Genomic DNA, 13,723 nt, shown 5'->3' with positions numbered 1-13,723 from the left:
AATCCTATTTATGTAAAATTACTTTATTTAAAAAATTTTTATTCATTATAAACATTTTCTCTTAATTTATACAGAAATTATACTTGGTATTAATTGTAAAAGTTATTATAAAATTTAATAGTATTAGTAATTAGTATGAAGAATTTTATTATATTAAAATTTCAGAATTTAAATATTAATTTAGCTAAGTAGAAATTAACAAAAAATGATAAATTATTTTTCAAATAATGATTTTATTTTAAAAAATAAATTAAAAAGAAAAAAGTGGTTAAAAGAAGTTATAGAACAAGAAGCCTGCCGTGTAGGAGATATAAATTATATTTTTTGCTCTGATGAACAATTATTAGAAATTAATATTCAATATTTAAATCATGATTATTACACGGATATAATTACGTTTGATTATAAAGAAAACCAATTAATTTCGGGTGATATATTCATTTCCACAGACAGAGTTATAGAAAATGCAGTAATTAATAATGAAGACTTTGATCATGAATTAAACCGTGTTTTAGTTCATGGAGTTCTGCATATCATCGGGTACAAAGATAAATTGGAAAAAGATATTGAACTTATGAGAAAAAAGGAAAATACTTATATAGACTTATATAAAAATTATTAAAAATTAATTATAAAAAATTTTGTTTCACGTGAAACATCTGTTAAAATGATATTAGAAAAATACGATGTTATTGTTGTAGGTGGTGGACATGCAGGTTCAGAAGCTGCCGCTGCTGCTGCCAATTTAGGTTCAAAAACACTACTAATTACCATGAATCTTCAGACTATTGGACAAATGTCTTGCAATCCGGCTATGGGAGGTATTGCAAAAGGACAAATAGTTAGAGAAATCGATGCTTTGGGCGGATTATCAGGTATCGTTACTGATAAAACTATGATTCAATTTAAAATGCTTAATTTATCTAAAGGACCTGCCATGTGGAGTCCAAGAGCGCAATCTGATCGAATGAGATTTTCGGAAGAATGGCGATTACAATTAGAAAGCATTCCAAATCTTGATTTCTTTCAAGATATGGTTGTTGAGTTATTAACAGAAAATGATCAAATTATTGGTGTTAAAACCTATATGGGAGCTGTTATTTATTCAAAAGCTGTAATATTAACTAATGGAACATTTCTAAATGGTTTAATCCATATTGGAAACAAACAGTTCGGCGGAGGTAGAATGGGTGAAAAAGCAGCATTTGGAATCACTGAAAATCTAGTTAAATTAGGATTTGAGGCCGGTAGAATGAAAACAGGAACACCTCCCAGGGTAGATGGTAGAAGCATAGATTTCTCAAAAATGGAAGAACAAAAAGGAGATACTAATCCACAAAAATTTTCCTATACTAATACACCTAAACTCGACAAACAAAGAAGTTGTTATATTACCTATACTAATGTAAAAGTTCATGAAGTTTTACGTGAAGGATTTGAAAGATCTCCTTTATTTAATGGAACAATTAAAAGTACAGGTCCAAGATATTGTCCTTCGATTGAAGACAAAATTAACAGATTTGCAGATAGAGAAAGACATCAAATATTTGCTGAACCGGAAGGCTGGCAAACTGTTGAATTTTACATCAACGGATTTAGTACATCTTTACCGGATGATATACAAATTAAAGCTTTACAACTAATACCCGGATTTGAAAAAGCTAAATTTTTCAGACCGGGTTACGCTATTGAATATGACTACTTCCCTCCTACTCAATTAAAAAATACATTAGAAACTAAAAATATTAATCATTTATATTTTGCGGGACAAATTAATGGTACAACGGGTTATGAAGAGGCAGCAGCTCAAGGATTGATGGCCGGTATTAATGCATCACTTAAAATTCAAAATAAAGAGCCGTTGGTACTTAAGAGGAATGAAGCGTATATTGGGGTATTAATTGATGATCTTATTACCAAAGGAACTGAAGAACCTTATCGAATGTTTACCTCACGTGCAGAATATAGAATGAGCTTAAGACAGGATAATGCCGATGAACGATTAACGCCATTAAGTTATACACTTGGTTTAGCATCATCTGAAAGAATGCAAAATTTAGATAAGAAAATCAAGCAAACGAATAATTGTATAGAATTTATAAAATCAACATCCATAACCAAAGAAGAAACTAATCCAATTTTACTACAAAAAAATTCAACACCTATTTCTCAAACTGTAAAAGCTGACAGTATTTTGGTTAGACCTAATATATACTTAAAAGACTTAGAAAACATATCCTCTATAAATGATTATATCAAATCAAATCATTTTTCGGATGAGGTACTTGAACAAGTAGAAATTAAAATTAAATATAAAGGCTACATTGACAAAGAACTTGAAAATGTTGAAAAATTAAATAGATTAGAAAATATAAAAATCCCTTCAAATTTTGACTATTCAATATTAAATAGTATTTCTACTGAAGCTAAACAAAAATTAATGAAATTCAAACCTGAGACTATAGGTCAAGCCAGTAGAATAAGTGGCGTATCTCCATCCGATATAAATGTTTTATTAATTTACATGGGTAGGTAATATAAAGTTATAAATAAATGTTCCACGTGGAACATTTATTTATAATCCTAAATATTTTACTATATGATATTATATATATACAAAATTGAAAATGAAAATTAAAGATCACTTCTTATCTAATGAAATTTTTGAAATTCAAAAATCTGAATATACCGATATTTTAAAAACTACCCAAATACCTGAAGATCTAACAAAATATTATGAAAGTGAAAAATATTTATCCCATTCGAAAGATCAGTCTTTAAAATCAAAAATATATTTATTAATTCAAAAACTGAATGAAAAATATAAATTAAAGATTATTAATAAATACAAAACATCCGGAACATTATTAGATTATGGTTGTGGAGATGGAACGTTCCTAAAATTCATAAAAGATAAAAACTTCTCAATAATAGGTTTCGAACCAAATATAAAAGCTGCAGAAACTGCTAAATCTAAAATTGGTGAGAATCGTATAACAACTTCACTAGATTCTGTTGAAAATAATTCTTTAGATGTCATTACACTTTGGCATGTATTAGAACACATCTCTAATCCGGAAGAAATCCTGTCAAAACTAAGATTAAAATTAAAAAATAATGGATATATAGTAATAGCAGTTCCAAACTACAAATCTTTTGATGCTAAATTTTATAGAGAATATTGGGCAGCCTGGGATGTACCTAGACATATATTTCATTATTCTAAAAAAGGTGCCATCGATTTTTTTAACAATCAAAAGTTTGAAGTAATTCACACGTATCCCCTACCCTTTGATAGTTTCTATATTTCTTTGATCAGTGAAAATTATATGAATAATCCTTTAGGAATTTTTAGATTTCCATTCATTGCTGCCTTATCAAACTTAAAAGGAATGAATGATGGTAATTATTCATCTGTTATTTACATTTTAAAAAAATAAAATTTTCACAAAATTTTTATTTTCAAATCAATAAGTAAGAAAATTTAAAAGAGGATAATTTGTAATAGTAGATGTTTAAAACTTTAAATATTTATTAAATAAATCTATAAAAATAATATTTTTGATATAAAATAATGTATATTATATTTTATATTACCAAAGATATAAATTTATTTATACAGAATATATAGTTTTTTTTTTTTATTTTATTAGAACAATAAATATAATTAAAGTTACTTTGAATAGTTATTAACATATAAAAAAAGAAGCTTGAAATATCAAGCTTCTTTTTTTATATTGTATAATGCTAGATTTTAATATTAATCATTTAAAATAGCTGCTACTCCGGGTAATTCTCTACCTTCTAATGATTCAAGCATTGCTCCTCCCCCGGTAGAAACGTAACTAACTTTGTCAGTATAATTATTTTGTTTAACAAATGCTACACTGTCACCTCCTCCAACTAAGGAGAAAGCTCCATTCTTAGTGGCTTCACCAATAGCATCTCCAATAGCTTTGGTACCAACGGCAAAATTTGGCATTTCAAATACTCCTAAAGGTCCGTTCCATAATATGGTTTTTGAAGCTAAAATAACATCAGAAAATGTTTTAATAGTTTTAGGTCCAACATCCAAACCTTCCCATCCGTCAGGAATATCATTAGTATCGACTACTTTTCTATTTGCATCATTTGAAAAGTCATCACCTATAACAGAATCTTCCGGAAGATATACTTTTACACCTTTTTCTTTTGCTTTTTTAAGAATATCTAATGCCAGTTCTTGTTTATCATCTTCACAGATAGAGTTTCCAATCTTACCTCCTTGAGCTTTAATAAAAGTATAGGTCATTCCTCCTCCGATTATTAAGTTATCAACCACCGGAAGGATGTTTTCTATAATAGTAATTTTAGAAGAAACTTTAGAACCTCCTAATATAGCCGTAACAGGTTTTTCGCCTGTTTTAAGGACTTTTTGAATAGCATTAAGCTCTTTGGCCATCAAAAGACCAAAACATTTGTTAGAAGGGAAGAATTTAGCAATAATAGCAGTAGATGCATGAGCGCGATGTGCAGTTCCGAATGCATCGTTTACATAAATATCACCTAACTTAGCTAATTCTTTAGCAAATCCTTCATCTCCTTTCTCCTCTTCATTGTGAAAACGTAAATTTTCTAACAATAAAACTTCACCGGGTTTTAAATCTGCTGCAGCTTTTTCGGCTTTAGGCCCTACACATTCATCAACGAACTTAACAGGAACACCTAAAACTTTGGATACCTCATCAACAATGTGTTTTAAAGAATATTTATCTGTAACCTGACCTTTAGGTCTGCCTAAATGCGTCATTAATATTACAGAACCTCCATCTTTCAATATTTTATCTATAGTTGGCTTAGCAGAAACAATTCTTGTATTATCAGTAACCTTAAGATTTTCATCTTGAGGAACATTAAAATCAACTCTAATTAATGCTTTTTTTCCATTGAAATTGAAATCATTAACTGTTTTCATAATTTTTACTTATTTTTCTTACAAATATACCTTCATAAAAACGAAAAGAGAAATTTTGAAACCTGAATTTTTTCCACAATTAATTATTATTTATATATCTTTTTTTAATTAATTAAATAAAATTTAAAGTAATAGTAATAATAGACCTGTTAATATGTTAATAACTTTGAAATAGTGAGTTATTAATATTTCTAAATATGATATTAACAAAATTTATTGAAAATAAATAAGTATAAATCAATAAACTAAATCACTTATCAACAATTTTTAGAAGTTATTAATAAAGTGACTGTTTAAAAAGTAACTGTTATTAAACTTATCAAAAGGAAGGTAAAATTCATTTTTAAAAAGTTTTATAAATATTTGGAAAAATCTTAAATCTTTATAAATGGAAATTGTAATTCTTGAAGCAAAATTTTTTGTTTAAAAATGTTAACAATAATTTATTTAAATTGTTAATATTGTTTTAACTTATTGAAAATTTATGAGTTAATAAAAATAATTTTTAATAATAATTATATAATTTTATTGATTTACAGTCAATTATATAATTGAAGGAATTTTTGAAATAAATTAAGTTATTAACATGTTTATTAATTAATTCATAATTAATTACTTATATATGTATTATTTTGTAAAATATTGATAGTTAATATATTATATTAGGTTAAAATTTATAAGTATAGTTTAGAAGTTTAAAACATTTCTGTAGTTAAAAAATTATATTTTAAAATTATAAACTATAAACAGCTCTAACATTAATTATATTTATTTATTTAAATTAAATCAAAATAAACATTAAAAATAAATTTTTACATTATTAAGGCTTAGTTATATATACAATCAATAATCATTTTATGATAATATGATATAACTATTCTAATTTTAATTTATGGTATTTTTTAATTTATGAACAGTTATCTATTGGGATAATTATTAAAAAAGAAAACATAGATAAAGCCTTTAAATAAGCTTGTAGACAGGCTCAATATTAGTAAAGGATGGAAGAATGTGAAATAATCCTAGTATAGAAATAAAAAAAGGTAAATAATAGCTATTTACCTTTTTAAAATAGTAGATTAAATTTTTATAAAAAGTTCAACATTAGTAAGGTGTTGAAAATCTAAGTATAGAGTACTTTAATAAAAGCAATTAGTAATCTTGTTTCAATTGAATAGTTATAAACTTGTTAACAATTGTTTATTTTTCTTCCTTTTGGTTTTTTTTGTCCATAGAATCTAACTCCTCTAATACCGGATTAATAGTACTATCCGGAATATCACTTATTCTAATATACATCAATCCGTCAATGGCATCATTAAACTTAGGATCGACATTAAAAGCAATAACACGGGCGTTTTGTTTTAAATATTTTTTGATCAATACGGGAAGTCTTAAATCTGGCTCAAGTTCATCGATTAACTTGTCAAATTTATTAAGATCATTATCCGCAGCATCAAAGAATAAATCTTTTTCATTGGATTTCAGATGAACTTTAAATTCATTTTTTGAATGTACATATTGAGCAACATAAGAATCAAAATAATGAGAACGCATAAATTCAACCATTATCGATTTTGAAAAGTTGGAAAATTGATTGCTTATACTTACACCTCCCACCAGGTATTTATAATGCGGATTTCTTAAGCAAACGTGTACAATCCCTCTCCATAAAAGTAATAAGGGCATAGGTTTTTTTTGATATTCACTGGAAATAAACGCCCTACCCATTTCAATGATTTTTTTAAAGAAAGGATGTACTTCCGAATCATATTCGAAAAGAGAAGCAGTATAAAAACCTTTTATTCCGTATTTTTCATAAATCTCTTTTCCCATTCCCATTCGATAAGCACCCGCGATAAGTTTATTTTCTTTATCCCATAAAAATAAGTGATGATAAATTTGATCGAATTCATCCAGATCAAAAGGTTCATTGGTTCCCTCTCCCACTTCGCGAAAACAAATTTCTCTTAATCGGCCAATTTCCCGTAAGATATTAGGTATTTTTTCAGGTTTAGCTAAATAGACTTCATATTGAGAATTGGAAAATAGTTCACAATCAATTTCTTTTAAAAGCTCAACTTCTTTTAAGATTAATTCATGAGGTGTCTCTTTAATAATAGGCTTAACTTCATTGGAATTAGCAGACTTAGTCATTGCTGATACTGAAAGGAACTTTATATTTTTAAATGGATTCTTAACCGTAGTATAGAATGATTTAAGCATATATACCTTATTCCTTAAAAAATTACCGTAAGACTTGATATCTGTATATTCATCTTGCTGTTTAACTGAAATAGGTTTACCGATTCGTATTTTAATAGGCGCTTTTCTTTTTCTAACCAATTCTCTAGGCAGCATCGCAGTCTGTAAATCCGGATGAATATTAGACATTTTATAAAACAACTTACTGTTTCTCGCATGAAAATATACAGGAATTACGGGTACTTTAGCTTTTTTCAAAAGTTTTAAGGCACTTTCTACCCATTCTCTGTCTTGATATTCTTTGGTATCCGGGTAATAATGAGAAACTTCACCGGCCGGGAAAATGATAACACAATGATTATCTTTCAAGACACGCAAGGTTTCAATAAAACCTTTTTTACTGTCAAAAGTATCTTTTCTGGTTTCAAAAGGATTAACAGGAATAATAACTTTTTTTAAAGGTTCAATTTTTTGCAATAAAAAATTAGTCATTATTTTAAAATCCGGACGAATTTCTGAAACAATTTTCATTAAAATTATGCCATCTAATCCTCCTAGAGGGTGATTGGAAACGATTATAAAAGGTCCTTTTTCAGGAATTCTTTTTAAATCTTCTTCATGAATTTCGTAGTTAATTTTTAAATGTTTTAAAACTGCAGTAAGAAATTCATTGGTAGGTAAATCTTTATTTTCAGTACAGAATTTATTTATATGACCAAGTTTTGAAACATTCATAAGGGTCCATGCTATACCCTTTCCAATAAAACCAAATTTCTTTAGGTTTAAAGTATTTTGTATATCCTCTAAGGTGACTAAACTCATATTGTTATTCTTTTACAATTGCTTGGTAAGTTTGTTTTACCAATTGTTCTAATAAAACTGTTTTTCCTTTTTTAAAATTATTTCGTATTTTTTGTGAACTATTCGTTATCGTAAATAGACGCACATTTTCTTCTAATGTTACATTAAAAGAATTTGCGAGTATATTCAGTAAAATGTTAATTGAATTAAATTTGTCTTCAATAACCAGTGAAACTGAACAAGCAGAAACCTTGATCATGTTAGTTTTAATATTCAGTTCAGTAAGTTGTTTGAAGAGTATACAAAGAGTATCTTCCAGATTATAAGTAAAATAAATGGAAGAAATAGTAAGCAAATGTACATTTAATTTTTGTATGAAACAAGAAACGCTCGGATCTCCCTTAATTCCTTTCGTAATATAAGTTCCATGATTTTCAAGTTCTAAAAAAGAACGAATGTTCAATGGAATCTCACCTTTATACAAAGGAAAAATGGTTTTCGGATGAAGGATGGATGCTCCAAAAAATGACATATCCATAGCCTCTTCATAGGAAAGAGATTTTAATAATTGAGCATTTTCATAGTAGTCAGGATCTCCGGTCATAATTCCCGGAACATCTTTCCAAATGGTAACACCTTCTGCATGTAAACAATAGGCAATTATGGCAGCAGAATAATCTGAACCTTCCCTTCCCAGAGTTACAGTAAAATTGCCGGAATTCGAAGCTATAAAACCTTGAGTAACATATGTTTGAGAAGTATCAAAATTTTCAAATTGTTTTTGCGTACGTTCCCAATCTATAGTCCCTTCTCTATAATTATCATCAGTTTTTAAATAATTTCTACTATCAATCCAAGTATTGGTAATTCCTGAATAATTTAAAAAAGAGCTTAAAATTCTAGATGAAATAATTTCACCAAAACTTACCGTTTGATCGTATAAGAAATTAAAATTATCAGATGTATTGTTAATTAGTAAAGATCGCAAATTTTTAAAAATATTCTTAATATCGTTATAAACTTCCGTATAATTAGAAAATAATTTTTTAACTATTTCTAAATGCTCCTCCTCTATTCTGTCTATTAATAGTTTATAAGTATCATTGTTTTGAAAGTATGCTTGAATAACATCTTCTAATGCGTTAGTCGTTTTACCCATGGCCGAGACAACAATAATGGTTGATTTGTATCCGGTTTGGTTTAAAACTTTTAAAATAGCACGTACATTTTTTTCATTTTGTACTGAAACACCTCCAAATTTATAAACTTTCATAAATGATAGTTATATATTTTCAATATATAAAAAACACATTTTCCCATAAATAAATCTTGTGAAAAAAGAATTTTTACACATCGGGAATTCACGTATTAATAGACTTAAAATTTATATTATAATGATAAACAGTACAATAAGTATTTTAAATATTAAAAGACCTTCAGCAAATATATGACAAATCTGCATATTACTTATAAAGTACAACCAAAAATCAATATATTTGGAACATTCAAAAAACTAAATATATAAAATATGAAATCGAAGAGCTCACAGACTTTAGGCGAATTTATAATTGATAAACAGGCAGATTTTAAATATTCTTCAGGAGAGTTGTCACGCCTTTTAGGAGCAATAAGATTAGCCAGTAAAGTTGTTAATCAGCAAGTTAATAAAGCTGGGCTTGTTGATATTATTGGAGCAATTGGAAATCAGAATATACAAGGTGAAGAGCAACAAAAATTAGATGTGTTTGCCAATGATGTATTTATTGGAGCCTTAAAAAATAGAGAAGTCGTTTGTGGAATTGCTTCTGAAGAAAATGAAGACTTCATCAGTATAAATTCTAAAGATAATTCACATAACAGTAAATATGTGGTATTAATTGATCCTTTAGACGGATCTTCCAATATCGATGTAAATGTTAATGTTGGAACTATTTTTTCTATTTATAGAAGAATATCGGAAGATGGACCGGTAACATTGGAAGATTTTTTACAACCGGGAAATAAACAGGTAGCAGCCGGATATATAGTGTACGGTTCATCAACAATGTTAGTATATACAACAGGTAACGGTGTAAATGGTTTTACTTTAGATCCGGCTTTGGGAGTGTTTTATCTTTCACATCCTAATATTAAAATACCTGAAGATGGAAAAATATATTCCGTAAATGAAGGAAATTATCTTAAATTTCCTCAAGGAATTAAGAATTATATAAAATATTGTCAAGAAGAAAAAGAAAATAGACCGTATACTTCCCGTTATATCGGATCTTTAGTTTCCGATTTTCATAGAAATATGTTGAAAGGAGGCATTTACCTATATCCTTCCTATTCACAAGCCCCTAAAGGCAAATTACGATTGTTATATGAATGTAATCCTATGGCATTCCTTGCGGAACAAGCAGGAGGAAGTGCCAGTGATGGTTTTACACGAATATTGGATTTAAATCCTGTTGAATTGCATGAAAGAACACCATTTGTTTGTGGATCAAAAAAAATGGTTGAAAAAGTAGAAAAATTTATGAAAGATGCCCAAGAGTAGCACTCATCCTTATGATTATGTTTTAAAAAAATTTGATCAACTTACTTTAGACGAATTGTATAACTTATTACGATTAAGAAATGAAGTATTTATAGTCGAGCAAAAATGTTCATACCAGGATTTGGACTATAAAGATTATAAAGCGCATCATTTATTACTGTATAAAGGGGAACAATTAGTTGCTTATTCCAGGATTTTTCCTGAAAAAGTTTCATTTAATGAAGCTTCCATTGGAAGAATTATAGTTTGTAAGGAATATCGTTCTACCGGTTTAGGAAAAATTTTAATGGAAAAATCCATAGAGTCATTATTTACACTTCATGGTAAACAACCGATAAGAATCGGTGCCCAATATTATGCAGTTCCATTTTATAAAAAATTTGGATTTGAAACTGAAGGAGAAATTTATTTTGAAGATCATATTGAGCATATTGAGATGGTAAAGAAAGAAAACTAATATTCATATAAAAAAAAGTAAAAATTAAAGGCTGATAATATTTAAATTATCAGCCTTTATTGATTTATATAAAATTGAGTATTTATTTTAACGGACCGGAAGGTAACAATTTGTTAGAATTTGAATTAGTATCTTCTTCAATAATTGTATTTTCCTTTTTAATATTACGGTTTTTATCAAAACTGTAAGATAGTTTAATATAGAACAATTGATCGCTGTCTCTACTATAATAATTGGTTCTTAAATTAAAGTTATTAATATCAGAATTAAACTTAGTAGGACCCAATATATTTTGAATACCTAAAGAAGCCTTAATAGTTTTGTTACTAAAGGATCTTGAAAGTTCTATATTAGAATAACGGAAAGGTTTATAGGATTTGTAAATTTCAAAATATCCCTTATCTGTACTAGATAAAAAGAAAGTGGTTAATTTAAAATCTTTTGGAAGGATTAATTGAGCATATATTACATAAAACCACATAGGTTTTACTTTATCTAAATATGGATAATCGTTTACTTTGTAGTAATTATACATCCCGTAAAGGTAAATGAAATTCATTTTATCCATATTCATAGGCTCGTCAAAGAATTTTTTACCCATGGTAACCAATTTAAATGGAATAGGAATACCAACCCATACGTTATAGTTTTTCATGCCGTGAAATGTACGAGTAGTTTGATTTACGGTTAATGAATTGTCTTCAGTCTCGTAATACAGCATATTTATATTTTTAGAATACGTATAGTTGAAAGAGATTTTCAAATATCTCCATGCACTTAAAGAAACTTCATAGTTATCGTAATAATCCGGTTTAAGATGTAAGTTTCCTTCCGAAGTATTGAATTCGTCAAAATAGTTGGTTAAATTCGGATCCATATTAGAATAGGAAGGAGGCATCATACTCTTTCTGTAGGTAGCATTAAAATCCAGCGTAGGATTAAATTTATATAGTAAACTAAAAGATGGGAAAAACTTTTCAAACGTATATTTAATACTTTGATCAGTAGTTTTTACTTTATTTTTAAATTCTAAATTTTCATAACGAACCCCTGCAGTCAAATCCAACTTTTCAAATTTTTTACTTAGCTCTCCATATAAAGCATATTGATTTTCATCGTATATAAAATCCCTGAATGAATTATAATCCGGATTTACCAGTATAGAAGAAGAAGTATTTAAAAGATTATATTTTCCGTTACTGGTATATTTAGTATGAGAATACTTTCCACCGGTATTCATTTTTATTCCTACCTTATTAAAAGAAAATTCAAAATTAGGATTCACTTGAAAATAATCGGATTTATAATCAATATCGTTTACAGAATATTTATAAACACCCTCATTATTTTGAATACTGTTATTTGTTGAATTTTTGTTAAAGTGTTTATAAGATGCCGTTATATCAAACAAGTTTCCTAATGTATCTAATTTAACCTTATACTTTGTGGTTAATTCATGATTAGTGTTATCTTCCGAATATTTTGAATTATTTAAAAGATTAATTGGTTCAATATCGTTAGAGCTTAAAGATTCACCTGTATAATGATTACTGTTATCAGTATAACTTAAGTTATAATTGATCAATAAATTACTGTTTTTGTTAAGGCGAATATTTGAAGAAGGTCTAAAATAATAAAAACGATTATATTTATTTTCAATATTCTTTTGATCAAAAATAATGGAAGGAGTGAAAGAAGTAAATTCCCTTTTATAATAGGTAGTTTTATCGTTTTCCCTATAATTATAACCACTATTTAATTGTAAGGATACACTTTTTAAACGACTATTTAAACTAATGGAAGGAGATACACGGTTGTTCTTGTTAAATTGGTAATTTAAAGAAGCAGACCCGTTTATTCCTCGCAATGCACGACCATTAGTAATAATATTTATAATACCACCCCCTGTTTTAGCATCGTAAGAAGCTCCCGGGTTAGATATAATTTCAATTTTTTCAATAGCATTTGATGGTAAACTTTGTAATAAATTTTCTAAGTCTCCACCCGAAAGACCTGTCGGGATATCATCAATATAAATAGTCATGGACTTACCATTTACGGTAAGATTTCCACCATATCCCTTGATTACCCCCGGAAGTTTTGTTAAAGTTTCTTGTGCACTTCCGCCGGAAAGTAAATCATTATCCTTTATCGTATAAGTTGTCTTGTTAGCTTCTAATTTAATAAATTTCTTACGTGCCCCGGTCACTGTTACCCCCTCAATTTCTTTTTCAGCAGATTTGGAAGGTTTCTGAATTTCTTCACTAATTTCGGGATACATACGTGTTAGATAAACCTCACCTAAATATAGGGTATCTTTACTTTGTTTAGTAATAGTGAAATCAAGATATTGTGATTCATATTCAGGTACTGAAATATAAATTCGAAAATTACCAGAAATTTTAGTTATTGCATAACTATTAAAACACTTTGTAGAAACTAAACTTTTTAGGTCTTTATAACCGGAACTATTTTCATATTGGAATGTAAAATTTTTCTTTACGTTAACATCAACACAGGAATTTTTTTCTTTATCTATAACTTTAAAAGCTACTACAACTTTTGATTGAGCAACACCTAATAAAGGGAGCATCATTAAAGATAAACGAATAACAGATCTTATCATAAACTGAATTTGGCAGAATAATTTTTAAACATTAGTATCATTTGATATTAATTATGTTACGTTAAATACTGTAAAATATTTAATCATAATCAAAAAATTTGCCTAAATGTAACAACAAAATTCGTTATTTTAAATCAGTAT

At 27.7% G+C, this 13,723-nt stretch carries 9 protein-coding genes; 5 read left to right on the top strand and 4 right to left on the bottom strand.

The annotated features are described in order from the left end of the window. The first annotated feature begins 205 nt into the window (after positions 1-205). The 3 genes from ybeY (at position 206) to J3U20_RS08965 (ending at position 3,440) form a co-directional block, all read left to right on the top strand. Positions 206-622 (top strand): rRNA maturation RNase YbeY, encoded by a 417-nt coding sequence (ybeY, locus tag J3U20_RS08975; protein WP_160542944.1) that lies wholly within the window; start codon positions 206-208, stop codon positions 620-622. A 45-nt stretch (positions 623-667) separates the two neighbouring features. Continuing rightward, positions 668-2,536, top strand: a complete 1,869-nt coding sequence (mnmG, locus tag J3U20_RS08970; RefSeq protein ID WP_160542943.1) for a tRNA uridine-5-carboxymethylaminomethyl(34) synthesis enzyme MnmG — start codon at positions 668-670, stop codon at positions 2,534-2,536. A gap of 91 nt (positions 2,537-2,627) precedes the next feature. Next, positions 2,628-3,440: a class I SAM-dependent methyltransferase gene (locus J3U20_RS08965; RefSeq protein WP_160542942.1), complete on the top strand. Its 813-nt coding sequence runs from the start codon at positions 2,628-2,630 to the stop codon at positions 3,438-3,440. Between the two features lie 320 nt (positions 3,441-3,760). Here J3U20_RS08965 and J3U20_RS08960 read toward each other — a convergent pair whose 3' ends face one another. The 3 genes from J3U20_RS08960 to J3U20_RS08950 all read right to left on the bottom strand — a co-directional run bounded on the left by J3U20_RS08960 (position 3,761) and on the right by J3U20_RS08950 (position 9,233). Then, positions 3,761-4,954, bottom strand: a complete 1,194-nt coding sequence (locus J3U20_RS08960; protein WP_160542941.1) for a phosphoglycerate kinase — start codon at positions 4,952-4,954, stop codon at positions 3,761-3,763. Positions 4,955-6,154: 1,200 nt separating this feature from the next. Further along, positions 6,155-7,981 (bottom strand): lysophospholipid acyltransferase family protein, encoded by a 1,827-nt coding sequence (locus tag J3U20_RS08955; protein WP_160542940.1) that lies wholly within the window; start codon positions 7,979-7,981, stop codon positions 6,155-6,157. A gap of 4 nt (positions 7,982-7,985) precedes the next feature. Further along, the gene (locus tag J3U20_RS08950; RefSeq protein WP_160542939.1) at positions 7,986-9,233 is read right to left on the bottom strand and encodes an aspartate kinase; all 1,248 of its coding nucleotides are present in this window, start codon (positions 9,231-9,233) and stop codon (positions 7,986-7,988) included. Positions 9,234-9,488: 255 nt separating this feature from the next. Here J3U20_RS08950 and fbp point away from each other — a divergent pair, with 255 nt between their 5' ends. Together fbp and J3U20_RS08940 are read left to right on the top strand one after the other, a co-directional pair. After that, positions 9,489-10,499 carry a class 1 fructose-bisphosphatase gene (fbp, locus tag J3U20_RS08945; protein WP_105296477.1) on the top strand — a complete coding sequence of 337 codons (1,011 nt, stop codon included), beginning with the start codon at positions 9,489-9,491 and terminating at the stop codon, positions 10,497-10,499. Continuing rightward, positions 10,486-10,956: a GNAT family N-acetyltransferase gene (locus J3U20_RS08940; protein WP_160542938.1), complete on the top strand. Its 471-nt coding sequence runs from the start codon at positions 10,486-10,488 to the stop codon at positions 10,954-10,956. Before fbp ends, J3U20_RS08940 begins: the two co-directional genes overlap by 14 nt. A gap of 82 nt (positions 10,957-11,038) precedes the next feature. Here the strand turns inward: J3U20_RS08940 and J3U20_RS08935 are convergent, their stop codons facing one another. Further along, positions 11,039-13,582: a TonB-dependent receptor domain-containing protein gene (locus J3U20_RS08935; RefSeq protein ID WP_160542937.1), complete on the bottom strand. Its 2,544-nt coding sequence runs from the start codon at positions 13,580-13,582 to the stop codon at positions 11,039-11,041. Positions 13,583-13,723 lie beyond the last annotated feature (141 nt).

The organism is Apibacter sp. B3919 (genome assembly GCF_026537405.1).
Classification (GTDB): domain Bacteria; phylum Bacteroidota; class Bacteroidia; order Flavobacteriales; family Weeksellaceae; genus Apibacter.
The sequence above is the reverse complement of the archived record's forward strand: the minus strand, read 5'-3'. Positions and strand labels throughout refer to the sequence as shown.